At 44.5% G+C, this 25,270-nt stretch carries 29 protein-coding genes; 6 read left to right on the top strand and 23 right to left on the bottom strand.

The genetic code is table 11. The features are described 5' to 3' along the window. Window positions 1-9: 9 nt before the first annotated feature. The 17 genes from gspJ to FTU90_RS08340 all read right to left on the bottom strand — a co-directional run bounded on the left by gspJ (window position 10) and on the right by FTU90_RS08340 (window position 13,251). Window positions 10-645, bottom strand: a complete 636-nt coding sequence (gene gspJ / locus FTU90_RS08420; RefSeq protein WP_180072312.1) for a type II secretion system minor pseudopilin GspJ — start codon at window positions 643-645, stop codon at window positions 10-12. After that, the gene (gspI, locus tag FTU90_RS08415; RefSeq protein ID WP_257222400.1) at window positions 642-1,160 is read right to left on the bottom strand and encodes a type II secretion system minor pseudopilin GspI; all 519 of its coding nucleotides are present in this window, start codon (window positions 1,158-1,160) and stop codon (window positions 642-644) included. Before gspI ends, gspJ begins: the two co-directional genes overlap by 4 nt. Next, entirely contained in the window at window positions 1,150-1,701 is a 552-nt protein-coding gene (locus FTU90_RS08410; protein ID WP_100329620.1) for a type II secretion system protein, read from the bottom strand. The genes gspI and FTU90_RS08410 overlap by 11 nt, the downstream gene beginning before the upstream one ends. Window positions 1,702-1,715: 14 nt before the next feature. After that, a complete protein-coding gene (locus FTU90_RS08405) occupies window positions 1,716-2,330 on the bottom strand; it encodes a TetR/AcrR family transcriptional regulator (RefSeq protein WP_004645466.1) in 615 nt (204 codons plus the stop codon). Between the two features lie 40 nt (window positions 2,331-2,370). After that, on the bottom strand, window positions 2,371-3,144 hold the full coding sequence (locus FTU90_RS08400) for a TatD family hydrolase (protein ID WP_100535277.1): 774 nt from the start codon (window positions 3,142-3,144) through the stop codon (window positions 2,371-2,373). 27 nt (window positions 3,145-3,171) lie between these two features. Continuing rightward, window positions 3,172-3,513 carry a PilZ domain-containing protein gene (locus FTU90_RS08395; protein WP_005170399.1) on the bottom strand — a complete coding sequence of 114 codons (342 nt, stop codon included), beginning with the start codon at window positions 3,511-3,513 and terminating at the stop codon, window positions 3,172-3,174. A gap of 15 nt (window positions 3,514-3,528) precedes the next feature. After that, on the bottom strand, window positions 3,529-4,509 hold the full coding sequence (locus FTU90_RS08390) for a DNA polymerase III subunit delta' C-terminal domain-containing protein (protein ID WP_100358126.1): 981 nt from the start codon (window positions 4,507-4,509) through the stop codon (window positions 3,529-3,531). A 14-nt stretch (window positions 4,510-4,523) separates the two neighbouring features. Then, window positions 4,524-5,285, bottom strand: a complete 762-nt coding sequence (kdsB, locus tag FTU90_RS08385; RefSeq protein ID WP_180040967.1) for a 3-deoxy-manno-octulosonate cytidylyltransferase — start codon at window positions 5,283-5,285, stop codon at window positions 4,524-4,526. 12 nt (window positions 5,286-5,297) lie between these two features. Beyond that, complete coding sequence (gene lpxK / locus FTU90_RS08380) at window positions 5,298-6,302, bottom strand: tetraacyldisaccharide 4'-kinase (protein WP_180049101.1); 1,005 nt, start codon at window positions 6,300-6,302, stop codon at window positions 5,298-5,300. Between the two features lie 3 nt (window positions 6,303-6,305). Then, window positions 6,306-8,033, bottom strand: coding sequence for a lipid A export permease/ATP-binding protein MsbA (gene msbA / locus FTU90_RS08375; RefSeq protein WP_159138335.1), 1,728 nt, complete (start codon window positions 8,031-8,033; stop codon window positions 6,306-6,308). Next, window positions 8,033-8,455, bottom strand: coding sequence for a biopolymer transporter ExbD (locus tag FTU90_RS08370; RefSeq protein ID WP_004278885.1), 423 nt, complete (start codon window positions 8,453-8,455; stop codon window positions 8,033-8,035). Before FTU90_RS08370 ends, msbA begins: the two co-directional genes overlap by 1 nt. Window positions 8,456-8,465: 10 nt before the next feature. Then, window positions 8,466-9,104 carry a MotA/TolQ/ExbB proton channel family protein gene (locus FTU90_RS08365; protein WP_005097334.1) on the bottom strand — a complete coding sequence of 213 codons (639 nt, stop codon included), beginning with the start codon at window positions 9,102-9,104 and terminating at the stop codon, window positions 8,466-8,468. Window positions 9,105-9,137: 33 nt separating this feature from the next. Beyond that, on the bottom strand, window positions 9,138-10,025 hold the full coding sequence (locus FTU90_RS08360; RefSeq protein WP_005097335.1) for a ParB/RepB/Spo0J family partition protein: 888 nt from the start codon (window positions 10,023-10,025) through the stop codon (window positions 9,138-9,140). Then, the gene (locus FTU90_RS08355) at window positions 10,022-10,804 is read right to left on the bottom strand and encodes a ParA family protein (RefSeq protein WP_005170377.1); all 783 of its coding nucleotides are present in this window, start codon (window positions 10,802-10,804) and stop codon (window positions 10,022-10,024) included. Before FTU90_RS08355 ends, FTU90_RS08360 begins: the two co-directional genes overlap by 4 nt. A gap of 25 nt (window positions 10,805-10,829) precedes the next feature. Continuing rightward, window positions 10,830-11,462 (bottom strand): 16S rRNA (guanine(527)-N(7))-methyltransferase RsmG, encoded by a 633-nt coding sequence (gene rsmG / locus FTU90_RS08350; RefSeq protein ID WP_180072310.1) that lies wholly within the window; start codon window positions 11,460-11,462, stop codon window positions 10,830-10,832. Window positions 11,463-11,547: 85 nt separating this feature from the next. Beyond that, window positions 11,548-12,237: an N-acetylmuramate alpha-1-phosphate uridylyltransferase MurU gene (gene murU, locus FTU90_RS08345; RefSeq protein WP_180072308.1), complete on the bottom strand. Its 690-nt coding sequence runs from the start codon at window positions 12,235-12,237 to the stop codon at window positions 11,548-11,550. Beyond that, window positions 12,238-13,251 carry an aminoglycoside phosphotransferase family protein gene (locus FTU90_RS08340; protein WP_005170371.1) on the bottom strand — a complete coding sequence of 338 codons (1,014 nt, stop codon included), beginning with the start codon at window positions 13,249-13,251 and terminating at the stop codon, window positions 12,238-12,240. A 121-nt stretch (window positions 13,252-13,372) separates the two neighbouring features. Here FTU90_RS08340 and FTU90_RS08335 point away from each other — a divergent pair, with 121 nt between their 5' ends. Further along, window positions 13,373-15,826, top strand: coding sequence for an LPS-assembly protein LptD (locus tag FTU90_RS08335; protein ID WP_180072306.1), 2,454 nt, complete (start codon window positions 13,373-13,375; stop codon window positions 15,824-15,826). Then, window positions 15,826-17,133: a peptidylprolyl isomerase gene (locus tag FTU90_RS08330; protein ID WP_180001292.1), complete on the top strand. Its 1,308-nt coding sequence runs from the start codon at window positions 15,826-15,828 to the stop codon at window positions 17,131-17,133. Before FTU90_RS08335 ends, FTU90_RS08330 begins: the two co-directional genes overlap by 1 nt. A gap of 119 nt (window positions 17,134-17,252) precedes the next feature. On the opposite strand, the gene hfq is transcribed toward FTU90_RS08330, so the two are convergent. From hfq to tsaE, 4 genes are all read right to left on the bottom strand, one after another. Beyond that, window positions 17,253-17,786, bottom strand: coding sequence for an RNA chaperone Hfq (gene hfq, locus FTU90_RS08325; protein ID WP_074383259.1), 534 nt, complete (start codon window positions 17,784-17,786; stop codon window positions 17,253-17,255). 93 nt (window positions 17,787-17,879) lie between these two features. Continuing rightward, the gene (gene miaA / locus FTU90_RS08320; protein ID WP_005097348.1) at window positions 17,880-18,824 is read right to left on the bottom strand and encodes a tRNA (adenosine(37)-N6)-dimethylallyltransferase MiaA; all 945 of its coding nucleotides are present in this window, start codon (window positions 18,822-18,824) and stop codon (window positions 17,880-17,882) included. Window positions 18,825-18,830: 6 nt separating this feature from the next. Continuing rightward, window positions 18,831-20,807: a DNA mismatch repair endonuclease MutL gene (gene mutL / locus FTU90_RS08315; RefSeq protein ID WP_005170358.1), complete on the bottom strand. Its 1,977-nt coding sequence runs from the start codon at window positions 20,805-20,807 to the stop codon at window positions 18,831-18,833. After that, the gene (gene tsaE / locus FTU90_RS08310; protein ID WP_005097351.1) at window positions 20,797-21,276 is read right to left on the bottom strand and encodes a tRNA (adenosine(37)-N6)-threonylcarbamoyltransferase complex ATPase subunit type 1 TsaE; all 480 of its coding nucleotides are present in this window, start codon (window positions 21,274-21,276) and stop codon (window positions 20,797-20,799) included. Before tsaE ends, mutL begins: the two co-directional genes overlap by 11 nt. 125 nt (window positions 21,277-21,401) lie before the next feature. Between tsaE and FTU90_RS08305 the strand changes: the two genes are divergently transcribed. The 3 genes from FTU90_RS08305 (at window position 21,402) to FTU90_RS08295 (ending at window position 23,313) form a co-directional block, all read left to right on the top strand. After that, window positions 21,402-22,310 (top strand): pseudouridine synthase, encoded by a 909-nt coding sequence (locus FTU90_RS08305; RefSeq protein ID WP_005097353.1) that lies wholly within the window; start codon window positions 21,402-21,404, stop codon window positions 22,308-22,310. 114 nt (window positions 22,311-22,424) lie between these two features. Beyond that, window positions 22,425-22,772: a type II toxin-antitoxin system RelB/DinJ family antitoxin gene (locus tag FTU90_RS08300; RefSeq protein WP_005097354.1), complete on the top strand. Its 348-nt coding sequence runs from the start codon at window positions 22,425-22,427 to the stop codon at window positions 22,770-22,772. A 97-nt stretch (window positions 22,773-22,869) separates the two neighbouring features. After that, entirely contained in the window at window positions 22,870-23,313 is a 444-nt protein-coding gene (locus FTU90_RS08295) for an N-acetyltransferase (protein WP_159516028.1), read from the top strand. A gap of 39 nt (window positions 23,314-23,352) precedes the next feature. Here FTU90_RS08295 and FTU90_RS08290 read toward each other — a convergent pair whose 3' ends face one another. After that, window positions 23,353-24,063 carry a pseudouridine synthase gene (locus FTU90_RS08290; RefSeq protein ID WP_005097357.1) on the bottom strand — a complete coding sequence of 237 codons (711 nt, stop codon included), beginning with the start codon at window positions 24,061-24,063 and terminating at the stop codon, window positions 23,353-23,355. A 139-nt stretch (window positions 24,064-24,202) separates the two neighbouring features. Between FTU90_RS08290 and FTU90_RS08285 the strand changes: the two genes are divergently transcribed. Then, window positions 24,203-24,655 carry a DUF441 domain-containing protein gene (locus FTU90_RS08285; RefSeq protein ID WP_005097358.1) on the top strand — a complete coding sequence of 151 codons (453 nt, stop codon included), beginning with the start codon at window positions 24,203-24,205 and terminating at the stop codon, window positions 24,653-24,655. Window positions 24,656-24,927: 272 nt separating this feature from the next. Here FTU90_RS08285 and FTU90_RS08280 read toward each other — a convergent pair whose 3' ends face one another. Then, on the bottom strand, window positions 24,928-25,254 hold the full coding sequence (locus FTU90_RS08280; RefSeq protein WP_005097359.1) for a gamma-glutamylcyclotransferase family protein: 327 nt from the start codon (window positions 25,252-25,254) through the stop codon (window positions 24,928-24,930). Between the last annotated feature and the right edge of the window lie 16 nt (window positions 25,255-25,270).

Raw genomic sequence — 25,270 nt, 5'->3', positions numbered from 1 at the left:
TTATGATTCTTAGCCGGGTTGACCTGTATTCTGATTATCAAGCAAAAAGTCCGTATTTAATAAACTAAACAGCCACTCATAGCTGACGCCATTCACGGTTAAATTGATTTTAATGCCTTTGGGCAAGCGCTGTTTCTGCTCTCGCTGATTTAAATCCATAGAAGAATCAGGCCACTGTGTGAGTTCATTTGGATTCAGCACCACAACCTGAAATTGCTCAACGTCCGATAATAAAATACTGGATTCAGGTTGATCACGACCGGTCTGATTCAGGTTGCGATATTTCAGTCGATACAGTTTTTGTTCATCGGCCCGATACTGATATTCAATGCGTTCATCTGGCGAAATACCCTCCTCCAGAGGATCAGTCACGCCAGTTTTACTAAAATTAAAACGGCCATTTTGCAAAACCAGAGCCGGTTGAATATCACCATTGATATTGGCCGTTAAAGGGACTGCCTGTACCGTATCCCGTAAAATTTGCTGATAGGTTTGCTGTAACTGACCTAAACGCTGTTCATGTACTGCATTTTGATCTTTGGTTTTGACAATATAATCAAAAACTTTCCAGCCCAAAGCAGACAGTACCGCAAAGATTGCAATGGCAACCAATAATTCGACCAGGGTAAATCCTTTAGGCTTCATGGCGTATTGTTCATGCGATGATTAAAGAACATCAAGCTGCTGATCCCGGATGCAACTTGACCAGTCTCCTGATTGACCAGACTGACCTGTAGTTCAATACGTTGCACATTGGGACTGATCGTCGGTTCACTGCGCTTGTCAATTTGCCAGGTTTCGCCTTGCTGGGTCAGCTGTTTGGAGGCCGTACCATCCATCCATTGCTGATTGATTTCCATTTGAGCCACTTCGTTCAGGGCAACAAACTGTGCTTTGGTGCGCAGAATGGCATTCGAGGTTGACTGGGTATATTGCATCGCGACTTTGGTCAGCGTCATGGCTGCGGTGGCGAAAATTGCCAAGGCCACCATAACTTCCAATAAGGTAAAACCTGAGCGAGGATAAACGAAACAACGTTTCGTCCGAGCGCAAGATGACGAACTCTGTTTGGAGTACACACGATGAAGTCGATCAATACCAGACTTAAGCTTTATGATCGCACCAAATCCAGTATTCTGCTTGAAAGATCTAGATTTCATTGATTTTACCCAGATGATCCACCTCAATCGCAGAGCCGACTTCGCGATCTTCTAAAAAGAACTGAATCCGTACCGGCTTGACCTCACCATTCCCCAGCCAGATCAATTGAGGAGAATTCACCTGCGTCAGATCACGATTTTGCGCACGGGCATAACGCTGTTGTTCTAGCCCCTGAATCCGAAAAGACACATGATCCGGCAGCTTACGTAATTTAAATTCTGTATAACTCTGCCATTTTTCATTTTGCAGGTTCTGTTCAGTCTGCGCTGCTGAACGATATTCTACAATCCCATAACGAAATGGCGAGACATCGGTCGCGGGTTGCATATCAAGCGCCAGTATTCTGGACTGGTCATTCGCCTCACGCATGACCCGCTGCAAGTCTAATAACAAAATCTCGCGTGCCTGCATGGCCTTACGCTGATCGACACCACTGGTATTCAGCAATACCAGTGAGGCCATGATTCCCATAATCACAATCACCACCATCAATTCGATGAGGGTAAAGCCACGAACTGCGCTGTGAGATGATCTGATCATACTAAGCTCTAACCTTAGGCAAACTGCTCGGCAGAATGCACCTGCTTTGGCAAAGCCAGTGCTTGATCGATATAGGCCACGCGCAAGGTATCGCGTGAACCCAGATAACGCTGATAAAAACTGGAATTGAGAATTGCAGCGGCGCCATGGGTCAGTGACCAGATCGACGCCAGATAGTCACGCACCGACATGCGGCTATGAATTGAAACCAGATAACTTTCCGTCATGCGGATGATCAGGCGTAAACGCTGTTTGCGTACCTGATACAGTTCACTGAATAGATGCTGAATTCCCACGCCAGTCGTCGACAGACGTTCTTCAATCTGATGGAACAGCACCGTACGTTCCGGATGATGTAAATGGTGCAACATAAAGAAGGCCAGATGTTCAGGAAAAGCTTTATCACTATCCTGAATCATTTCCAGCAACATGCGCTCATTACGGATAATCAGCAACATATACAGTTCATCTTTACTCTGAAAATGTTTATAGAGTGTCCCTTTGGCCAGATCAAGTTCAGCAGCAAGCGCATCTAGCGTCATTCCTGCTTCACCATTTTCCAGCAGGAGCTGCTCTGCGACTTGAAAAATCAAGGTTTCTCTTGCTCGAAACTGAGCCTGACGATCCATCTTCACCCTATAAACTCTCTTGTACTTTATATAACTTTATTTACTTTAAATTTAGAAGATTTTCAAAGTTCTGCTTTGTGATAGAAGCCATTTCTTCTAGCGACTTATCATATACATCACAAAGCGCTTTGGCTACATAAGGAACGTATTTAGGTTCGTTAGATTTACCACGATATGGCATCGGCGCAAGATAAGGACTATCGGTTTCAATCAGTACACGATCCAGCGGAACCTGTTTGGCCACATCACGCAGATCCTGGGCATTTTTAAACGAGATAATCCCGGAAAATGAGACATAATAACCGCAGTCTAAAACCGCTTTGGCAGTTTCCCAATCTTCAGTAAAGCAATGCAAGATGCCATGCGTGGATTTTTCCGCACGGATAATATCCACGGTATCATGCTTGGCAGCACGGGTATGTACCACCACCGGTTTCTTAGTGATTTGCGAAGCATGGATATGACGGGCAAAGCAGGCTTTTTGTTCTTCGACAAAATCTGTACTGTGATAATAATCCAGACCGGTTTCACCGAGCGCCCAGACTTTTTCTGGTTGTGCCAGCTCGACCAGATATTCAGTCGTGGCACGCGCCATAGTTGCAGCATCTTCGCAAGGATGTACCCCGACGGTATAACCGACATCCGGGTGACGCGCGGCAATTTTCGCCAGCGCGATATGATCATCCAGATCGACCGAGATACTCATGAATCTGGATACACCCGCTTCACGGGCCTGTGCGAGTGCCTGATCCAGATCACCGTTATACGGCGTTAAATCCAGCATCGTTAAATGACAATGGGTATCTACAAACACAATGCGTTCCTACCACAGCTAAATGAACTACATAGTGTAACTTTTACGCCCTTCAGATTTAAGACCTGCAACCAGACGATCTGCTTCATTTTTGAAATAAACACCCTTTTCACCGCTTAACTGGATGCCAAAGCCTTGTGGCTTGATGCCATTCTGCTTTTGCGAGACCCAGATCACTTTACCGGTTAAAGGAATTTTCTGGGTCTGTTCAGGCAAAGTGGTCAATACAAAAACTTCTTCACCCAGCTTGACCGGCTGCTTGGACGGAATAAACAGTCCACCACCCCATACATAAGGCATATAGCTGGCAAACAGTGTTTCAATATCAGGAATATTGGCCTGAATAATACCGCCCATACGTGGTTGCATGTGATTTCCCCTTAATTAAAGATTCATCAGCTTGATAAACAGCTCATCGATCACCAGATTGCTTTGAACATTCTGCTCGAGATATTGCTTGGAACGCTGAAAATCTTCATAAATTTTAAAAAGTGCTGCTAATGAATATTGTTCGGCAAGCACATTAAACTCAAGATCAATGTTTTTCACCGTTTGATTGAGCTTGACACAAATTAAATCGGACAACAAGTATTCAAACATGGGAGCAAATTCACCAAAGCTCAGGCTTTTGTTCCATTTGGTCGCAATTGCAAGCGGCATATTTTTTTGCATCACCAGTTTTTGCCAGTCTTGCAGGAATTCCTGACGCAGTGGCAGCCAGGCACTTTGTGCAACCTCGAGTGCTTGCAAGGGCATCTGATTGGACAGGTTCATCAATAACTGTTGCTGGCTAGAACCTGCATCCGGCAACTGTGCCTGAACATAATCACTAAATTGTTCTGCAGAAATCCGGTCTAAGGCAAAATGCTGCAAGCGACTCCGTATCGTTGCAGGCAATTTTAAATAATGATCTGCCAGCAAAATAATGACCGTATTGTCACCGGGTTCTTCTAGCGTTTTCAATAATGCATTGGCAGAGGAGATATTTAAGGCTTCCGCAGGTTCAATTACAATCACTCGCCAGCCATCGACGGTCTGCTGCACAAAAGGCAACAGATCACGAATCTTTTCAATCTTGATTTTGGCATTCTGTTTTTTATTGTCTTCGTCAGTGCTGATATGCACATAATTGGGATGCGTATCAGCCTTGAGCCATTGGCAACTGCCACATTCGCCACATGCACCAGAAGACTGCCGATTCAGACACAAGACCCAAGCCAGAAACTGCTGGCTAAATGCCTCCTTGCCACAGCCTTGTTTGCCATAAAACAATAAACCATGCCCAAGCTTGGGAAAACGTCCGGTCAGCGTTTCCCAAACCTGTTGCTGCCATGGATAAATCTGTGCATTGACATCAAAAGGCATGTATTCAACTCTTCTTAAGCAAAATGAGAAAGATCCATTTGATTCAATCGATCCAGATCTTCTTGAGTATCCACACCCGGTGGCAAATTGGCTTCAGCCACGGCAATCGCAATACGGTGACCATTTTCCAGTACCCGCAATTGCTCTAGGGATTCCAGTTTTTCCAGACCCCCCATCTCCCAAGTGACATATTCTTGAAGCAGTTTTACACGGTAAGCATATAAACCTAAATGACGATAGGCCTGATTATGCAGTTTTGCTTCAGCCAGTTTCGCGCCATCACGGTCATAAGGAATGGTGGCACGGCTAAAATACAAAGCTTGATTATGTTTGGACATCACCACTTTAACAATGCTGTCACGCTTAAATTCGTCTAGTTGATGAATCGGCTCACATAGCGTCGACATCGAAGAATCCGGTTGATCTTCTAGAAGTTGTGCCACCTGTTTCACCAGTTGTGCCGGCAATAAAGGCTCATCACCCTGCACATTGACAATAATATCGTGACTGTCCCAGCCTTTGATCCGCGCTACTTCACTGAGGCGGTCTGTCCCAGAAGGATGATCCACCGAAGTCATCACCACATCAACACCTTCGGCACGACAAACCTCAGCAATACGCTGATCATCGGTCGCCACACACAAATCATCAAAACCTTGTACTTTTTTGGCTTGATCCACCACACGCAGAATCATGGGACGACCATGAATGTCCAGCAAGGGTTTACCCGGCAAACGTGAACTGGCAAAACGTGCAGGAATAACAATGTGTTTCATACTGAATAAGCCTTAAGAAATTTGAATACCGTATTGTTGTAACTGTTGCTGCAAGACCGTATAGCAGGCTGGCGATAATACTGCATCGACTGGCACCACCCAGATATCCTGCTTAAAATCGGGATATTGTTTCAGTAATGCCATAATCTTGACTGCGTCTTTTTCCGTGGTAATGATCGGATTGGCATCATCAAACTGTAGATCCTCAATGTCATAATCATGATGATCGGGAAATTCATGACACTGGAATTGTTCTATGCCCAGATTTTTCAGGGTCTGATAAAAGCGTTGCGGAAAACCGATTCCCACCACGGCATAAAAAGCCGACTGAGAATCGAAGATTTTATTGTTGTCTTGATTGAGTAGATAAGGCTGTGATGCAGCCAGATGCATATACAGCTCAGAACTTGGACTTGCCGAATGTTCAATTACCGTTCCTGTTTCCAAGCGTGTCACCGGTTCACGCAGATAGCCTTCCGGAAGCAGTTTTTGGTTGCCCAGACCGCGATTATTGTCCAGTACAATCCATTCAATCTGACGATTTAAAGCCCAGTGCTGCAAACCATCATCACAAATAATCAGATCCAACTGATGTCTTTGCAGTAACAGTTCAATACTTTTTTGCCGGTTTGGCCCTACGGCCATCGGCACGCCCGTCGCCTGTACAATCAAGGCAGGCTCATCACCGACGACCTCAGGCAAGGTATTAAAATCCACATAAGCCGGAAATGGACCTTTGCCGCCATAACCACGGCTAATCACCCCAACTTTTACACCTTGTTGAGTTAAATAATCAACCAGATGAATCAGCAAAGGGGTTTTACCACTACCACCGACAGTGATATTGCCAATCACCATGACCGGAACCGGAGCACTATAGCTTGTCTTGATCCCTTTCTGGTACAGCCAGCGATTGCTGACAAAACCTAAACGATACAAGCATGACAAAGGACGCAGCACCACCAGCCACTTTGCCTGTGCATTCCAAGCATCCTGAATGATTTGCGCCAATGCCATAACTTATTGTTCCTCAAAATTACGTTGATGCAGCTGATAATAAGCCCCATGCAATGCAATCAGTTCTGCATGAGTCCCTTGCTCGACAATACACCCCTGATCCATGACCACAATACGATCCGCATTTTCAATCGTCGATAAACGGTGTGCAATCACAATGGTTGTACGATCTTGCATGGCCTGATCAAAGGCACGCTGAATAAAGTATTCGGATTCATTATCCAGGGCACTGGTTGCTTCATCCAGAATCAGAATAGAGGCATTTTTCAAAATCGCACGTGCAATCGCGATGCGCTGACGCTGACCACCAGACAGATTTAAACCTTGAGCACCCAGTTGGGTATCATAACCTTTTGGCAGAGCCATAATAAAATCATGTGCATAAGCGGCTTTTGCTGCTGCAATAATATCTTCATCAGTCGCACCTTCGAGCTGACCATAGGCAATATTTTCCCGCACAGTCCGATTAAACAGCACCACTTGCTGATTCACCATCGCAATCTGGGTACGCAAGGCAGTCAGCTCAAAGTCTTCAATCGGTTTCTGATCCAGTAGAAGTTGACCTGAACTTGTATCCTGATAACGTACCAGCAGGTTCACCAGTGAGCTTTTACCGGCACCGGAACGCCCAACCAGAGCAACCGTTTCACCAGCTTTTACCTCTAAATTAAAATCACGAATGGCATGATGACCATCATCATAAAACAGGTTGACATCTTTAAACTGAATATTACCTTTTAAGCTATCGCTTAAAGTCCCGGTATTTTTTTCTTCGGGCATGTCCAGCAATTCAAATACCGAATGCGCTGCGGCCATACCCCGTTGAATTTTTTCATTGATATCTGTTAAAGCTTTGATCGGTCTTGCCAACATGCCCGCAGCCGTAATATAAGCCACAAATTCACCGGCAGAGGTATCGCCAAGGATCTGTGGACGCAAGGCAATAAACATGACAATACTGAGTGAAATAGACATGATCAGCTGAACCACAGGGCTATTCAACTGTTGCACAGCGACCATTTTCAAGCCACGACGCAAGTTTTCCAGCGAGTTCTGTTTAAAGCGTTCCTGCTCATAACTTTGGCCGCCAAAACCCTTGACGATCAGGTTGGCATTGACCGTTTCCTGAACCACATGGTTGACATCCCCCATGGTGTCTTGCACTTGCTGTGACAGTTTACGCATCCGTCTAGCCGCCTTACTGATCACAAAGCCAATAACGGGTGCAAAAATCAGGATACACATGGTCAGACGCCAGTTGCTATATAGCAGATAGCCTAATAGCGCAATCGTAATCAAACCTTGTTGCAACAGGGTTCTTAACGCTTCTGTTGAGGCAGCGGTCAGTTGTTCCACGTTATACATGATCTTGGCAGTAATATGCCCGCTGGTATTGTCCAGATAATACTGAGACGGTAAACGCAGCAGTTTTGCAAAAACTTCCTGACGGATATTGAACACCAGATTACGGGAAATCACCGCAGTAAAATAACCCCCCATGAATAATCCCAGCCCACGAAAGAACATCAGGACAACCACTAAAAATGGGAAAAGTGAAGTGAAACTCTGGTCTTTGTCTTGAATGGCCTCAATGATATATTCCAGTAATTTAGCCACAGAGACTTCTGTAGCCGCATTAATAGAAAAACCGAGCAGGACAAGCAATCCGATGCCCCAAAAGGGTTTTAAATAACTTAAAAGGCGAAGATAGACCTTAAAATCGTGCTTCACTAATAACCTCGGGTGGGTACTTTGGTACTGATATTAATATTGACAAAGCCGAGCTGCCCGGCCACATCCATAACGCGAATCACGTCCTGATGGCTGGCTTTCGCGTCAGCGGCAATGACGAACATTAAATCACGGCGTTCATTAGAAATCTGTTTAATTGCAGTATTTAAATCTGCGACTTCTTTACTGGCCAAGGATTGACCATTGACTGCATAATGACCATTGGCATCTACAATCACTTCAACTTTCTGATCATAACTTTTAGGCGGAACACCCTGCGCATCTGGTAAGGTCAAGTTCATACGGCTCATTTGGCTAAATGTTGTCGATAACAGTAAAAAGACCAGAATAAACAGCAAACAATCAATCATAGGGGTCAGATTAATATGCACATCTTCTACTTGGTTGCGTTTGAATTTCATCATCCGCCTCCTAGCTGGCTTTTTGCATATCTTGGTCTATATCTGCAATATTGCGATAAAAAAGATCCGCATGAAACAAGGTCGCCTGCTGTTCAAGCTCGGCCACATATTCCTGAACCAGTCGCTGGAAGTAACGATGGGCAAAAAGTGCCGGAATCGCAATCAGCATCCCGGCTGCTGTGGTAATCAAGGCTTTGGAAATACCTGGCATCATCAATACCGGATCACTCCCAGTCCCCACATCGATCATCAGAAAAGATTCGATAATCCCAAGCACAGTCCCCAACAAACCCAGCAATGGCGCCACAGCACTTAAGGTTCCCAGAAAGTTAATATTCTTTTCCAGATAACCAATTTCCTGCGATGCCATCACTTCCATTTGTGCACGGGCATACTGTTCGCCCTGCGGCTTGCTGGCATAGCCTGCTGCAAATACCCGGCCTAAAGTACTGTGCTTCAATTCTGTACTTTGTTGAATTTTTTGCATGACTTGTGATGCATTTTGCACTGGACTCATCAGAAGTGTAGACGGAAGTACCGCTTTCCTCTTCAGGCGAATCAGGCGCTCGATCGAAATCGCCAACATAAAGATAGAACACAAGACCAGTGGCAGCATGAGCCAGCCACCCGCTTTAACCAATTCCCACATCTAATTTATTCCCCAATAAAAAAAATATATAAATTATTCATCTTCTAAAATAGAAAGAATGCCATCCAGCTCTTCTAAAGAATGATAACTAATGACTAATTTTCCTTTACCTTGTTTGTTATAGTCAATTTTCACATCAGCACTGAAACGCTCTGAAAGGCGCTGGGTCAATTGCTGAATATCCGGTGCAAGCGCTTGTTTTACTTTTTCTTGTTTAGGTGCATTAAAATCACGGACTAACTGCTCGGTTTGACGAACAGACAAGCTTTTTTCAATCACGATATCAGCGACTTTGAGCTGGTCTTTTGCCTTCAGCGTTAGAATCGCACGCGCATGCCCCATATCCAGCAGGCCTTGCTGCATAAAGTCTTTCACTTCTTCAGCCAGACTGAGCAGGCGAAGTAAATTACTGACCGTAGTACGTGCCTTGCCGACTGTGTCTGCAATTTCCTGATGGCTTAGACCAAATTCCTCATGGAAACGTTGCAGAGCCATGGCCTGATCAATCGGATTCAGATCCTGACGTTGGATGTTTTCAATCAGAGCCAATGCAATCGCGACCTGATCCTGAAGTTCGCGCACAATCGCAGGAATTTCAGTCAGACCTGCCAACTGCGCTGCACGCCAACGACGTTCACCGGCAATAATTTCATAAGGATAGCGTTCGTCATCGACCGGACGAATCACAATCGGCTGCATAATGCCGTGTTTTTCAATCGATGCCGCCAGCTCTTGCAAGTCTTGCTCGTTGATATAACGGCGCGGCTGGTATTCACCGCGCTTGAGCAGGTTCACATCAATCTGTTTGAGCTGACCATGATCAAGACCTTGGGCTTCCATCTGTAATTTTTCTTTTTGAATTGAGCCTAGCAAGGCATCCAAGCCACGACCTTTAGCGAGTCCACGTTTCTTGACGGTCATGCTTTACTTCCTTTTTTCACTTTGCTTTTCTTTAATACTTCAGCTGCCAGATTTAAGTAAGCAACTGCACCCTTTGAGCTTTTTTCAAAATAAATCACCGGCAAACCGTGTGCTGGTGCTTCAGCCAGACGAATATTGCGTGGAATCACGGTGTCATACAGTTTTTTACCGAAATATTGTTCTAATTCTTCAGAGACATCACGGGTCAAGGCATTACGCGCATCATACATGGTACGTAATACACCGACTATTTGCAGGTCTGGATTCAATGCTTGCTGAATCCGATCGATGGTCTGGGTCAAATCAGCCAGACCTTCCAGTGCATAATATTCACACTGCATCGGAATCAGCACACCATCAACCGCTGCCAAAGCATTCACTGTAATCAGGCTCAGACTTGGCGCACAATCAACAATAATATAATCAAATGACTTTTCGACTTCTTGCAATGCATCACGCAGGATGAATTCACGTCCTTCTTGATCTGCAATTGCCAGCTCAACCCCAGCCAGATCACGGTTGGCACCCAGAACCTTATAACCGACCTCTGCCTTGGCGATCGCCGTTTCAATCGGCACTTCACCCAGCAATACATCGGTGACCGAATAGAGCAAGTCATTCTTTTGAATGCCCGACCCCATGGTTGCATTGCCTTGCGAATCCATATCGACCAGCAAAACGCGCTTTTTTAACACAGCTAAAGATGCCGCCAAATTTACTGCGGTTGTGGTTTTACCAACACCACCTTTTTGGTTTGCAATCGCAATAATTTGTGCCATGTTGCCCCCAATCCCTTTAAAATTCTTAAATACGTTTTAATAGCAGTAAATGACGCTGTTCGTCTAAGCGCGGAACTTTAAGTTCAATAATCTCACAACTAAATTCATTTTTTAAAGCAGTGACTTCATCTTCAGGAATTAAGCCTTTCATTGAGGCAATAATGGTCTGTTCATGCATATACGGTTTAGAGGCATCCACAAAGTCAGTCAGAGATGCAAACGCACGACTGGTAATCACATCAAATTGACCCAGCTCGTTAATGCTGTCTTCATTTTCTACACGCGTTTGCACCGCAATGACATTTTTAAGTTTCAGATCGGCAATAAACTGCTTCAGGAAACGAATTTTTTTACCGTTTGAATCGAGTAATACACATTCACGCTCGGGCTGACATAAAGCAATGATCATGCCCGGCATACCGCCACCCGTACCGATATCGAGCAGACGGCCCGCTGGCAGATCTTTTAGAATGCTGAGACTGTCCAGCAGATGCTTGACCAGCATTTCTTTCGGATCACGGATTGCAGTTAAATTATATGCTTTGTTCCACAGCACCAAAGCGTCCTGATACTTGAGTAATAAATTCAAAGCTTCTTGAGATAACTCTAAACCCAAAGCTTGGCTACCCTGCTTTAGTTCTTGAAAAAACATGTGCATAAACAATCTACGCTCGAAAAAGTTAGGTGGAAGTATACCGTTTTCTATATCTTGTCATAGTAGGCAGTGCTTAGTGAATATTCACTTAAACAGACTTAGCTTCACGGATTGCCAAATCTAGTGCCGTTAAACGTTCAGGCGTGCCGACATCTACCCAAATACCTGCCAGTTTAGAGGCAACCACTTGATGATTCAGCATCGCTGCCTTCAATAAAGGTGCCAAAGGACGCTTTCCAGCCTCTAAGCCTTCAAATATTTTTGGACTGATGACGGATACACCGCTAAAAGTCAGGTTTTCACCCTCGACCTGCCGATCAAAGGTATAAGCCTTCCCTTCTGCAAGGGTGAAATCACCCTCTGGATGTTGCTGCGGATTTTCGACCAAGACCAGATGTGCCAAATTATCGTTCAGATCAACATCTAATAAAGGTGCAAAATCCATTGTGGTCCAGACATCACCATTTAATAGGATAAAAGGCTGATTACCCAAAAGCGGCAAGGCATGAATGATCCCGCCTGCCGTTTCCAGACCTTCACCTTCATGTGACCACAGAATCTTGACACCAAACTGTGAGCCATCACCCAGGGCTTGTGCCAGTTTTTCACCGAGCCATGCAGTATTGATCACGATTTCAGTGACGCCAATCGCAGCCAGTTTCTCGATATGCCAGACAATCAGCGGCTTGCCACCGACTTCAAGCAAAGGCTTTGGGGTATGCAGCGTTAAAGGCCGCATACGATTACCGAGGCCTGCGGCTAAAATCATCGCTTTCATTTAGGCAGCCACCTCATATGAACCATATTTTGCTTCAAAAGCCGGCATCACTTTTTCATGCATAAACTGCATAAAAGGCTGCAATTCTGGATAAGGTTTAGATTCTTCTAATAAATACCACATCACCCGTGGTAAATCTTTTAAATAACCGGACTTACCATCACGTTCAAACAGACGCACAAAAATACCCAGAATTTTGATATGACGTTGAATCGCCATCATATCGGCATCTTTCTTGAACTGCTCAAAATCACGGTCTTCTTTGGCTGAGGCTGGCAATAAATTATAAAAGGCTTCAAACCAGCGATAGACACGATCAGCATTCCATTGCACATAAGCATCACGGGTAATCGAGATCAGATCGTAGGTATCCGCACCAATCACCGCATCCTGAAAATCAATCACACCGAGTTCGGTTTCATTGTCAATTTTCATCAGATTACGGCTATGAAAATCACGATGCACAATCACTTGTGGCTGCGCCAGCGCTGCATTGGCCAGAATCGCAAAGCTACGTTTGATCAAGGCACTTTCTGATTCAGTCGGCTGGATCTTTAAGGCTGGCAACATCCAGTCAGTCAGCAGCTGCATTTCCGAGATCAGTTTTTCATAAGAGTATTCCGGAAAATGTCCTTCTCCAGCAATTGATTGCAGTTGAATCAGCTGCTTAAAGCTTTGCTCATAATAAGCATCCACCGTCTCTTCATTCAGCAGATTGGAAAGCAGGACATCGCCAAAATCTTCGAGCAGCAAAAAACCATTTTCCAGATCTTTGGCGACAATATGCGGAACACGCACGCCATGCGCATCAAAAAATTCATCAATCGTCACAAAAGGCACACAATCTTCTTTTTCTGGTGGTGCATCCATCAGCATAAATGTTTTATTATTCAGTTTGATTCGTGCATAACGACGGAAGCTGGCATCACCTGCTAAAAAATGAGTTTCAAATTGATCTGAACCGAGTACAGAGGCAATCCAAGATTGTATCAATTGTTCGCGTTGTGTATTCATTTGCAATTAATTCTAATACAGGCTGAGTTTTTAAAGTGCTAAGTGTAGCTACTTATCAACTTTTTCTCTATGATGCGACAATAATTAATTGCGATAAAAGCATGATTGGTTAATGAGACAAATGAAGCATCACTTTAAAATCAACCCTCTAGCGACTGCGATCTTAACCCTTTTATGTGGCAGCTCAGCCTCAAGCTATGCTGCATCAACTGTCTCATCCGATGTAAATGCAGAACAACTCAAACAGCGCATTAATGAGACCTATCCAGGTGAAGCCTTCTTTTCACAATACTATGTCGATAAATCCTCGGCTGAAGCGCAGCAACGCCAGGGACAGTATTTAAGTTCGGCTTATTGTGAAGGTGCCTGGGTTACCCCGATCGCCCCAGATGCAGCGACTATTGCGCCAGACCAAGCCACCTCAACCATTACCGCCGATTATGGACATTACAATCCGGCAGGCGACTCCTATCTGGAAGGCAATGTGGTTATTGATCAGCAAGGTCGTCAAATCCGTGCCGAACGAGTGACCATTGATCAGACCCAGACCTATGCCAAAGCAGCAGGTCAGGTACAGTTAGCACAAGGCGGTCTGATCTCACAAAGTGATGATATTAATTATAATTTAAAAACCCAACAGGGCGATTTAAACAACAGTTTCTATATTGCAGAGCAGCAACATGCCCACGGTCGTGCAGAAAAGATTGCCAAAACATCGACTGATACCATAGAACTGGAAAATGCCACTTACTCTACCTGCCCGCCTGAGCAAAAGCCGACCTGGAAAATACAGGCAGAAAAGATCAAGCTGAATCAGGAAACCGGACGTGGTGAAACCCGCAATACCAAACTGTATGTCAAAGACGTTCCGGTATTGGCAATCCCTTATTTCAACTTCCCGATTGATGACCGCCGTACTACCGGCATTCTGACGCCAACTTTTGGTTTTACCAATGATGGCGGACTTGAACTCGGTGTTCCTGTTTATCTGAATTTGGCCCCACAGTATGATGCTACCCTCACTCCGCGCTATATTGGTGATCGTGGTGCCATGCTAGATGGCGAGTTCCGTTATCTGACAGAAAATTATGGTGAAGGTCGTATCTGGGGTGGCTATCTACCTTCGGATGAAAGTTATGATAATGAGGATCGTAAAAGCTTACATTACTTGCATAATTGGCAGATCAACGATCAGTTCTCGACCAATCTGGAATATAATTACGCCTCAGACAAAGATTACTTTGCCGACCTGGACAATAACCCGAACTCAAAAACTGACTTGAACCTGCGCCGCGCCTGGGAAGTCAATTATAAAAATGGTATTCCCGGCTTAAAGGCACAATTCAAAGTCGAAGATTTCCAGACACTCGATCCCACTGTACTGGATGAAGATCGTCCTTATGCACGTTTGCCGCAGCTTTTAGTCAATTATAAAACTGGCAATCCACTCGGATTACAGCTTGAGTTTAATAACGATACTGCTTATTTCCAGAAGGACCTGAGAAATTTTGCTGATATCCCTCAAAATGATGACAAGATTTATCAACCAAGTGGCACCCGCATCTATAACGACTTTTCGGTGCGTTATAATCACTATAACCCGTGGTCGTTTTTTATTCCGGAAGCATCTGTACGCAACATCAATACCTTCTATGATGAGAAAACCCGAGACCGTGGTGGTTCTAGTGAAAGCCAGTCCATTGTGGTGCCACAATTCACGCTGGACACCGGCTTAATTTTCGAAAAAGAAGGCACCTATTTACAGACCTTAACGCCTCGTCTGTTCTATGCCTATTCACCTTATGAAAACCAGCAGAATCAACCTAACTTTGACTCAGTCGTCGCTTCGATTAATTATGATCAGCTTTTCAGTGCACGTCGCTTCTATGGCAACGACCGCCTGGAAGACAACAACTTTGCCTCTTTAGGCCTGAGTTATAGCCTGTTTAATGAAGAAGGTCTGGAACGCCTACGTGCGAGTGTCGGTCAAAGTTTCTTCTTTGAAGATCGCCGTGTCACACTGGAACAGGATGCAGACAAATATGACCGTGAAAGCCATACAGGGCCTGTCATTCAGCTCACCAGTCAGCTATCGAATAATGTCCATGTCAATTTAAACTCCAGCTGGATGTCGAATGGTCAAAATGCGCAGCGTGATGTGCAGGTTTATTATACTGGCGATCAGGGCAATCTATACAACGTCGGCTATTTCTATCGTAAAGACATTCCGAACCGTCAAGACCGTTATGATCATATCGTCGGCTCCTTTATTCAGCCGCTTGCCAACAACTGGCGTCTGGTAGGACATGCGCAGTTTGACCTCGACAATAGTGTCGCACGAGAATATTTACTTGGGGTCAACTATGAGTCATGCTGTTGGGGAGTTTCTGTATATGGTCGTTCATATTACAATGACTTAGACGACGTTAATGATTCAAACGTCAAAGCCAAACGCGCCATTATGGCCGAGGTCAGCCTGAAAGGCTTAGGTGGGTTAAGCAGCAAACTCACCTCATTACTAGAAAATCGCATTCTAGGTTTTAACAATATCAATCAAACTTGGACAGAACGTTAATGAAGACAAAACAGTTAAAACAAATTTTTAAAGCGACTGCACTTGCGCTATGCCTTTCTTCAGCGATGACGACGTTTGCTGTTGCCCAACCTAAAGATGAAGTTGTAGCTGTGGTCGACAATAGTATCATTCTGCGTAGTGATCTGGCTCAAGGTGTGGCCGAGATTTCTCATCAGCTGCAAAAGCAAAATCAGACAGTTCCACCCCAACAATTTCTTGAGCAACAAGCCTTAGAGCAGCTCATTATTCGTCAGGCACAACTTGAACAAGTTAAACGCTACAATATTCGTCCCGATGAAAAATCCCTGAATGACGCAGTACTGAAAGTTGCCCGTGATTCGGGCTCAACCAGTCTGGAAGCTTTCCAGCAAAAACTGGATGCCATGGCGCCCAATACCTATGCTTCTTTACGCAACCGTATTGCGGAAGATTTAGCGCTGAATCGTTTACGTCAACAAGTCGTGACTTCACGGATTCAAATCACAGACCAGGATGTTAAAAACTTCCTAAATACCCCGCAAGGTCAGGCTTTACTCGGCAGCCAGGTACATGTGCTGCATTTACGTGTAAGCGGCGAAAATGCGGAACAGATTGCTACACAGGTAAAGCAAGAGCTGAATACCAGCAATGATATTCAGGCGATCAGCAAAAAATACAGCACTGGCGGCATTAAAGTCGAAGCTGCTGACATGGGCGTGAGAAGCCTGTCAGAAATTCCGGCAGAACTGGCTGCACGTGTCACGACCCTACAGCCAGGTCAAACCTCTGAACTCATTCCGGTTGCTGATGGGGTACATGTACTCAAGCTACTAGAACGTAAAGGTGGCGAACAAAAAGCCCTGGTTCCTCAATACTTGACCCGTCACATCCTGATTCAACCCTCTGAAGTAGTCAGTCCGGAAAATGCCAAACAGATGATTGACAGTTTATATAGCCGCCTGCAACAAGGCGAAGATTTTACTGTTTTAGCTTCAACCTTCTCCAATGATACCGGTTCAGCACGTGATGGTGGCAGTCTTGGCTGGGTAAGCCCTGGGGTAATGGTGCCTGAGTTTGAACAGCAAATGAAAAGCACCCCAGTGGGGCAGTTCAGTAAACCGTTTCAATCCCAGTTTGGCTGGCATATCCTGCAAGTCAGCGAAACACGTCAACAGGATATGACAGAGGAATATCAAGAACGTATGGCCCGTCAATTACTTGGTGAACGTCAGTTTGATGCCGAGCTGGACAGCTGGTTACGTGAAACACGTAGCAATGCCTATGTAGAAATCAAAGATCCACAACTGGATCCTAAACGTAATCGTTAAGCCCAGATCCATTTTAAAAAGCCAGCGCTAGATTGCTGGCTTTTTAATTTTTATCCATGCAAAACTTACAGGCATAAAAAAACCTCTCGATGAGAGGTTTTTTTAATTTTCAGACTCGATTAACGATTATTTTCGTCGTCTTGAGTATCTTCAAATTTAGTATCGTTGTCAAAGCCAGCGCCTTGACCACCAAAGCCACCTTGACCACCGAAGCCAGCACCTTGACCCCCACCGAAGCCGCCTTGACCACCAAAGCCACCACCTTGACCACCAAAGCCAGCGCCTTGACCGCCACCGAAGCCACCTTGACCACCGAAGCCAGCACCTTGACCGCCACCGAAGCCACCTTGACCACCGAAGCCAGCGCCTTGACCGCCACCAAAACCACCAGTAGCACCTTGACCGCCAAAGCCAGCACCTTGTGGACCAGCAGGCGCACCAGCAGGACGAGGATTACGTGCAGGCACTACAGTTGAAATTGCATGCTTATAAACCATTTGGCTTACTGTATTTTTTAATAAAACCACGTATTGGTCGAAAGACTCGATATGACCTTGTAATTTAATACCGTTTACCAGGAAGATAGATACTGGGATACGTTCCTTACGGAGAGAATTCAAGAATGGATCTTGTAAAGTTTGACCTTTAGACATGTTATAACTCCAAAAAAAAATTAAAAATCAGCGCAAAAACTATCTCTATTTTTCAATTAAAAATTATAAAAAAGATAGTCCCTAAATTTTGCTTTATCCGTGACAGTTTCGCAAGTCTTGTTGAGCCTGCTGTAGCGTAAAATATGTTGTAAATTTATGCTTTTCTTGCAAAGACCTCAGCCACGTATATTGACGTTTTGCAAGTTGTCGTGTCGCAAATAAAGCTTTATCCTCCATTTCCTGTTGCTTTTCCTTGGTTTTGTCAGCATTTTTTAAGAATTCTATAGCTTGACGGTAACCTACCGAACGCATAGAAGGTAGATTTTCATTGAAATCGTATTTTTCAATCAAACTAACAACTTCATTTAAAAAACCGTTTTTCCACATCATTTGCAGACGTTGTTCAATACGCCCGTGTAATTCTAACCGATCTGGCATAAGTGCATAGTTATAAAAACTGTAACGATATGGTAAATTTTTAGGTTGCTCTGCCTGTAGTTTTGTAATCGGCTCACCGGTCAGTTTAAACACTTCTAAGGCACGAATAATACGCTGCTTGTCACTAACCTTGAATTTCTCCGCAGCAACGGGATCTACGGCACTTAATTCTGCATAAACAGTCTCCCAACCTTCTCGCTCGCCTTTGGCTTCAATTTCAGCACGAATCGTATAGTCGGCACTGGGCAGATTATCTGACAACCCCTCAAGTAAGGCTTTAAAATACAGCATGGTTCCGCCCACCAATATCGGTGTTTTACCACGTGCATGAATATCATCAATTAACCGGCAAGCATCTTCAACAAAGTTTGCCGCAGAATAGACTTCAAGCGGACTGATAATATCGATCAGATGGTGCGGATAGCGCGCCAGTTCCTCTTTAGAAGGCTTGGCTGTTCCAATATCCATTTCCCGATAAACCAGCGCAGAATCGACTGAAATCAGCTCGAATTTTCCCTGCTCATACAGTTCACATGCCAAAGCGGTTTTGCCACTTGCAGTTGGCCCCATTAAATTGATGACCGGCAATTGATTGGACATGTAAAACTACTCTCCTCGAGCAAAAAGTTTGTCTAGTTTATTCAATGGAAAAGCGCGCCAAGTCGGACGGCCATGATTACATTGACTGGCAAATTCAGTGTGTTCCATCTGACGCAGTAAAGCATTCATTTCAGACAGGCTTAAAATGCGATGCGCACGTACTGCACCATGACAGGCCATACCTGCCAGAATCTGGTCACGTTTCTGCAATAGACCCTGTACCTGATCATTCGGATCCAGATCATTTAACAGCTCGGGAATCAGTGCATCAAAATCTGCTTTGTGCAAAATGGCAGGTACGCCACGCACAATCACCTGTTCATCACCATACTGGTCAATTTCAAGCCCCAAACGCATTAACTGCTCTTTGAGTTCTTCGACCCGCATCGCCTGCATTCGAGTGATGTTGACCACTTTGGGAATCAGCAATTGCTGTGATGTCCAGAATTCAGGTTTATCCCAAGCCGATTTCATTTGCTGCAAGACAATCCGCTCATGTGCTGCATGCATATCCACAATGATCAGCCCTTCGGTATTTTGTGCCAGAATATAAATCCCATGTAACTGGGCAATCGCAATCCCGAGTGGATGTTCATCGACTTTGGCCTGTATATGACTTTGCAAGGCTTGCTCTGCAACTTGTGGCTCATAGGCAGACGCTTGATCACGCAGCGGTGCCAGATAGCTTTGCAGGGCATTATTCAGCTGCTGCGAGCCTGCATAAGACGCATTATAGTCTCGCGCATAATGTACCGTTTGCGGCCGCGAAGATTCAAAGTCGGTCAGGACATCCGATGCCTCATTTTCATCTTTAGCAGCTACAGGTAGGTTAGAGGATAATTGCTGCTGCGCATGCGCAGTCTGGTGCAGGCTAAACTGTTCCTGATAACGCGGTTGCGGTACAAGTGCAACAGGTTCATCATCAACTTTCATCGCAGTTGCTAAATCAGCAGTTGCCGTCTGGAATTGTGCCAGAGTTTCTTTGGCATAATGCCGTACAAACTCATGTACTTCACGCTGATTCAGAAAGCGAATTTCATGCTTAGTGGGATGGACATTGACATCAACATTTTCAGGATCAACTTCTAAAAACAGCAAATAAGCCGCATGTTGATGGCCATGCAAAATGCCATCATAAGCCATCCGCAAGGCATGAGAAATGGTTTTGTCTTTGACAATCCGGCCATTGACATAGACATATTGCAAGTCGGCCTGTGCACGCGCATCTGAGGGATGACCAAGCCAGCCTGATAAACGCATGTTTATACTGTCAGCATCGATCCAATAAGCATTTTCAGTGAACTGACGACCCAATAACTGCTGTACCCGCTGGAAACGTAAAGCACCGCTGTCCGCCACGGGTAAATTCAGCTTGATGCTTTCATTATGTTCCAGCACAAACCGGATATCAAAATGCGTCAGTGCCATACGGCGTACAATTTCTTCAATGTGGCCAAATTCAGTGCCCGGTTTCTTTAAGAATTTACGCCGCGCAGGCACATTAAAAAATAAATCCTGAACCCGGATATGCGTCCCTTTCGAAGCCGCGACCGCTTGAATCTGCTGATGATCAAAAGCCGTACCGTTTACTTCTACCTGATAACCAATGCCATCCTCATTTTGACTGCTGATCATGGTCAGGCGTGAGACTGCTGCAATCGATGCCAGCGCTTCTCCACGAAAGCCTAAACTGCTGATCGCATACAGCTCATCGGCACTCTGGATTTTGCTGGTGGCATGACGCATGACGGCCAATGCCAGATCTTCAGCATGAATACCACGGCCGTTATCCATAATTTCAATTAAGGTACTGCCACCCTGTTCCACCCGGATGATCAGCTCGGTCGCACCCGCATCAATCGAGTTTTCCAGTAATTCCTTGACCACGGATGCCGGACGTTCAATCACCTCACCTGCAGCAATCTGGTTGGCCAGCGCAGGATCAAGGGCACGGATACGGCGTAGGCTTAAATCATTCGACATGTGAAAATTGACGCTCCAAAGCCTCTCGCAAAGCAAGATTAGAGGAAATCAGGCTTGCAGTACGGGTCAGTTCATCTTCAGATTTTAAAATTTCAATAATCAGGTCAGCTTGCGGAATTTCATCGCCACCTTTGGAGGGCCATTCAAATAAAAATAGCGCATTCGGAGTTTCCAGATAATCCCGGATTCCCATCAATTCGAGTTCATAGGGGTCATTCAGACGGTACAGGTCAAAGTGAAAAATATCCTGCCCATTGATCTGATACGGTTCGACCAGCGTATAAGTCGGACTTTTCACCGAACCTTGATGACCCAGCTGTTGCAAATAATAGCGCGTTAAGGTCGTTTTTCCTGCCCCCAAATCACCGATCAGATATACGACTCCCGCAGGGAAATTTTCGGCCAGAACCTTGGCCAGTTTCTGGGTATCGTCTTCATGATTTAAAGTAACATTAAATGAATAAGGCATATTACTCACGACATGATGCAAAAGAATAAATATGATAGCATCGCCACGCTTTAAAAGCCTATTCACCTGTGTGAGAAACTGTATTTTTTCACCATTTCTGTTTCTGAGAGGTTGATCTGCCTGCCATGCATCCGACTGTTGAGTTTAATCCGCCCATGTTAAATGGGGTCAGTGCCAGTAAAGTGTTCTTGCAGGATAGTCTAGATGCACCCCCGACAGTTTTTGCTTATTTATGCACGCAATTTGCGCATATCGCAGCAGATGAATGGCAAGCCCGTTTCGCCAAAGGTCTGGTCTATGATGCGCAGGGCCATCAATTAAGCACAGAAAGTCCATTTCAGGCCAATAGTCATTGTTTTTATTATCGATTTTTGGCACATGAAGTGCATGTTCCTTTTCAACATCAGATTTTATTTGAAAATGAGCATTTCATGGTGATCGATAAACCGCACTTTTTGACCATGAGTCCGACCGGTCAGTATGTACAGGAAACCTTGCTGGTTCGTCTCAAAAAACAAACAGGCAATGAACATTTAACACCGATTCACCGGCTAGACCGTGAAACGGCCGGCGTGGTTCTCATTTCAAAATATGTAGAATCTCGTGGCCTGTATCAACAGATGTTTGCCACACGGCAAGTGCAGAAGACCTACCATGCGATTGCAGCATACAAGGCTGATTTAGAATTTCCATTGATCACACGATTAAGAATGGAAAAAGGTCAGCCCTTCTATACCATGCAGGTGGTCAACGGCGAAGCCAATAGCGAAACGGCAATCCAGCTGTTAGAACATAATAAAGAATGGGCCAAATATGAACTGAAACCACACACTGGCAAACAGCACCAATTACGCGTGCACTTGAATCATCTCGGTATTCCAATTCAGAATGATCCGTTTTATCCACGGATAGCGCACAAAGCCGAAGATGATTTTTCTGCCCCTTTAAGCTTATTGGCCCAACATATTCAATTCATCGATCCGATCACGCAGAAAAGCATGAATTTCAGCTCCAGACTTGAATTGACACTGTAAATCGCTTGTCATTACAGATTATTTTCTGAAATCGCTCGCTTTAAGATTGAATTTCAAACGTAATTGATTAGAATAAAGGCGAAAAGTTAAGTAATTTAAAGCTTTAAAAATATTATGAGAAAAACTGAAGTTTATCAAATTCGCTTGGACTCGCAAGAGAAGAAACAAGCCTTTGCGGTATTTAAGCAATTGGGGATTACGCCAGCTCAGGCCGTGCGTCTTTTTTTCAAACAGGTGGTGATTACCAAATCGATCCCCTTCTCGATTGAAAACCAGAATATTAATCTGGAACAACTGATCCGACTGCGCAAACTGAAGCAAAATGAGATCCAGAATGGGCAAAGCAGCTTGCCAAATTCAACACTCAATTCTCTGGATGATCAGGAAATCCAGCTCGATGATGATCATCTGGATTTATTTGAAGAACTGAATGCCATTTTAGGTGAAAGCGACAAAATTTAACATTGTTGCATTTCCGAACAATTTCTAAAGCCGGCCACTGACAAACTTCGCTATGCTTGATGCTGATAATGAATAAAAAATTAGCATGGAGGATGCAATGCTCGTACGACGCGCTCAATCAGCAGACCTGAATCAGCTTGCGATATTATTCGATGAATATCGACAATTTTATGGCACCTCCTCTAACCCCGAACTCTCCTACCAATTTTTAAAACAACGTTTTGAAGATGGACAGACCGTCATTTTCATTAATACCAAAGATGATACTTTTACCGGCTTTATTATCCTGTATCTGGGTTTTTCTTCGGTGGCCTGCTCGACCTATTATATTCTGGATGATGTCTATATCACCCCGATATTTCGGCGTCAGGGTGCAGCCAGACAACTGATTGATACCGCAATTTTATTTGCCAAACATGAACAGGCCTTAAGAATTAGCCTGGAAACCCAAAAGAACAATTACCAATCGCATGAATTGTATGAATCTATGGGATTTATTAAGGATAATGAGTTTCAGACCTATCATTGTTTCCTGAGATAAAATCTGATCGTTCAAATAAACTTGAGAAGAATAACTCAATTATTCTTCTGAACGAAATTTTGCCAAAGCCACCTGTTCTGCATTTAAATAGATCCATTCTCCTTCAGCCAGCTCAGGCAGAGCCAAAGCACCAATTTGAGCACGATGCAATTGCTCGACTTTATTTCCGACGGCTGCCAGCATGCGTTTCACCTGATGATATACCCCTTGATGAATGCTCATTTGCAGACGGCTTTCAGACAGACGTATCACTTCAGTGGCTGCAAAAATACCTTTTTCATTGCGTAGCTCAACGCCTTGTTCCAGTTGCTGTAGCTGAGCATCAGTGACTGGATCTGCCGTTTGCATTTGATAAACTTTGGCCACATGTTTTTTCGGATGTGTTAACGCTTGCAGAAACTGGCCATCATCAGTCAACAATAACAGTCCGGTGGTGTCCTGATCCAGACGACCCACGCATTGAATGCCACGATTCAGCAACATCTCATCAAACAGATCAAACACACTAAAATGATGCGTGGCCTGATGCGAACACTCATAGTCCTGCGGTTTGTTTAAAGCGATATAGACTTTCTCTCGATAGCGATGGGCCTTGCCATAGACCTCGAAGTCTAAATCATTCAAATCCAGTTTATGTTTAGGATGATCAATCACTTCATTCTGGATAGAAACAGCACCATTTTTAATCAATTGCTGACAATGCTTGCGGGAACCGAAACCTTGTGACTGCAACATTTTTTCCAATAGCATCTGCTTAAACCTGTATCGCGTGAAGAGTTGTGCATTCTATCCTGAAACACACCTAAATTGATTGCTTCGCTTATTTTCTTCGTATCACCAGCTGAAACGCTCTACAATGGTGGCATTTTCCATGTTTCCTCTCCCGCCCATGTCACAACTCGATTTAAATTTGATGGTTCTTTTGGTATTACTGGCCTGTGGTATATTCAGTCACAATAGTGCTGTCACCATCGCTGCAGCGGTACTGATTGTTCTTAAAATTACCCCGCTACACGACCTGTTGCCTTATGTACAACAACATGGTTTGAATATTGGAATTATTATTTTAACCATCGGGGTATTGGCACCGATTGCGAGTGGCAAAATTGCCGGAGAAAGTATTCTCAAGTCATTTCTCAGCTGGAAATCTTTACTGGCCATTGCCATTGGTGTTTTTGTGGCTTGGCTCGGTGGCCGCGGTGTGAAACTGATGTCGAATCAACCGGATATTGTCGCGGGCTTATTGATTGGTACTGTAGCAGGTGTGGCGGTGTTACGCGGCGTACCTGTTGGGCCGCTGATTGCAGCCGGGATTTTATCTTTATTGATTGGTACACAATAGATTCAAATCATCAGCACGCATCACCAGTATGCAAAGATTTCTCAAAAATACATCACATGACCTATAATATGCAGGTCATCTATTGATTACCTTGCACCAAGCTTTAAAGCAGTGTTTCAAGCTTGCTCAGGATATGTCATCAGATCAACGGAAGATTCATCTTGGTTATAAGCTTTCCAAGCTAAAATAAAGGTAATATAAAAAAATAGAATGATCTTTAACAAGCTGTGACCTGATAAAAATTTGAAATTTACTGCATGACAAATCCGAGCCTAATCTTTTAAGGCATAAACCAAACTTTCTATCATCTCGCCGTTTTCCAAATATACTTTAACCGGAATCCGTTGATATTCATCACCTTCAAACGCATCCAGCTCTTCCCAATATTGGGGAAGATGCTCAGATATAAATACATAACCCTGAACAGTCTCGCCCGAATCACTGAGCTGAATGCCCGGGCTACCAAATTCAGCCCCCCAGCCACGCTGTTGCAAATGCCCACGGATATAAGCGGCTTTCCAGCTTCCCCCAATCCGCTCCATGACATGGGCATTGGGTTGCTGCGGACGAAGCGTGCCGTATACGAATAAACTATGCATCTTAAAAGTTCTGAAG

This window comes from Acinetobacter sp. YH12200, from assembly GCF_013418175.1.
Taxonomy (GTDB): Bacteria; Pseudomonadota; Gammaproteobacteria; order Pseudomonadales; family Moraxellaceae; genus Acinetobacter; species Acinetobacter pseudolwoffii.
The sequence above is the reverse complement of the archived record's forward strand: the minus strand, read 5'-3'. Positions and strand labels throughout refer to the sequence as shown.

Bases quoted from the DNA above. Each gene is read 5' to 3' on its own strand.
- gspJ (WP_180072312.1), bottom strand. From the start codon at position 645: ATGAAGCCTAAAGGATTTACCCTGGTCGAATTATTGGTTGCCATTGCA.
- gspI (WP_257222400.1), bottom strand. From the start codon at position 1,160: ATGAAATCTAGATCTTTCAAGCAGAATACTGGATTTGGTGCGATCATA.
- FTU90_RS08410 (WP_100329620.1), bottom strand. From the start codon at position 1,701: ATGATCAGATCATCTCACAGCGCAGTTCGTGGCTTTACCCTCATCGAA.
- FTU90_RS08405 (WP_004645466.1), bottom strand. From the start codon at position 2,330: ATGGATCGTCAGGCTCAGTTTCGAGCAAGAGAAACCTTGATTTTTCAA.
- FTU90_RS08395 (WP_005170399.1), bottom strand. From the start codon at position 3,513: ATGCAACCACGTATGGGCGGTATTATTCAGGCCAATATTCCTGATATT.
- FTU90_RS08390 (WP_100358126.1), bottom strand. From the start codon at position 4,509: ATGCCTTTTGATGTCAATGCACAGATTTATCCATGGCAGCAACAGGTT.
- kdsB (WP_180040967.1), bottom strand. From the start codon at position 5,285: ATGAAACACATTGTTATTCCTGCACGTTTTGCCAGTTCACGTTTGCCG.
- lpxK (WP_180049101.1), bottom strand. From the start codon at position 6,302: ATGGCATTGGCGCAAATCATTCAGGATGCTTGGAATGCACAGGCAAAG.
- FTU90_RS08370 (WP_004278885.1), bottom strand. From the start codon at position 8,455: ATGAAATTCAAACGCAACCAAGTAGAAGATGTGCATATTAATCTGACC.
- FTU90_RS08365 (WP_005097334.1), bottom strand. From the start codon at position 9,104: ATGTGGGAATTGGTTAAAGCGGGTGGCTGGCTCATGCTGCCACTGGTC.
- FTU90_RS08360 (WP_005097335.1), bottom strand. From the start codon at position 10,025: ATGACCGTCAAGAAACGTGGACTCGCTAAAGGTCGTGGCTTGGATGCC.
- FTU90_RS08355 (WP_005170377.1), bottom strand. From the start codon at position 10,804: ATGGCACAAATTATTGCGATTGCAAACCAAAAAGGTGGTGTTGGTAAA.
- rsmG (WP_180072310.1), bottom strand. From the start codon at position 11,462: ATGCACATGTTTTTTCAAGAACTAAAGCAGGGTAGCCAAGCTTTGGGT.
- murU (WP_180072308.1), bottom strand. From the start codon at position 12,237: ATGAAAGCGATGATTTTAGCCGCAGGCCTCGGTAATCGTATGCGGCCT.
- FTU90_RS08340 (WP_005170371.1), bottom strand. From the start codon at position 13,251: ATGAATACACAACGCGAACAATTGATACAATCTTGGATTGCCTCTGTA.
- FTU90_RS08335 (WP_180072306.1), top strand. From the start codon at position 13,373: ATGAAGCATCACTTTAAAATCAACCCTCTAGCGACTGCGATCTTAACC.
- FTU90_RS08330 (WP_180001292.1), top strand. From the start codon at position 15,826: ATGAAGACAAAACAGTTAAAACAAATTTTTAAAGCGACTGCACTTGCG.
- hfq (WP_074383259.1), bottom strand. From the start codon at position 17,786: ATGTCTAAAGGTCAAACTTTACAAGATCCATTCTTGAATTCTCTCCGT.
- miaA (WP_005097348.1), bottom strand. From the start codon at position 18,824: ATGTCCAATCAATTGCCGGTCATCAATTTAATGGGGCCAACTGCAAGT.
- mutL (WP_005170358.1), bottom strand. From the start codon at position 20,807: ATGTCGAATGATTTAAGCCTACGCCGTATCCGTGCCCTTGATCCTGCG.
- tsaE (WP_005097351.1), bottom strand. From the start codon at position 21,276: ATGCCTTATTCATTTAATGTTACTTTAAATCATGAAGACGATACCCAG.
- FTU90_RS08305 (WP_005097353.1), top strand. From the start codon at position 21,402: ATGCATCCGACTGTTGAGTTTAATCCGCCCATGTTAAATGGGGTCAGT.
- FTU90_RS08300 (WP_005097354.1), top strand. From the start codon at position 22,425: ATGAGAAAAACTGAAGTTTATCAAATTCGCTTGGACTCGCAAGAGAAG.
- FTU90_RS08295 (WP_159516028.1), top strand. From the start codon at position 22,870: ATGCTCGTACGACGCGCTCAATCAGCAGACCTGAATCAGCTTGCGATA.
- FTU90_RS08290 (WP_005097357.1), bottom strand. From the start codon at position 24,063: ATGCTATTGGAAAAAATGTTGCAGTCACAAGGTTTCGGTTCCCGCAAG.
- FTU90_RS08285 (WP_005097358.1), top strand. From the start codon at position 24,203: ATGTCACAACTCGATTTAAATTTGATGGTTCTTTTGGTATTACTGGCC.
- FTU90_RS08280 (WP_005097359.1), bottom strand. From the start codon at position 25,254: ATGCATAGTTTATTCGTATACGGCACGCTTCGTCCGCAGCAACCCAAT.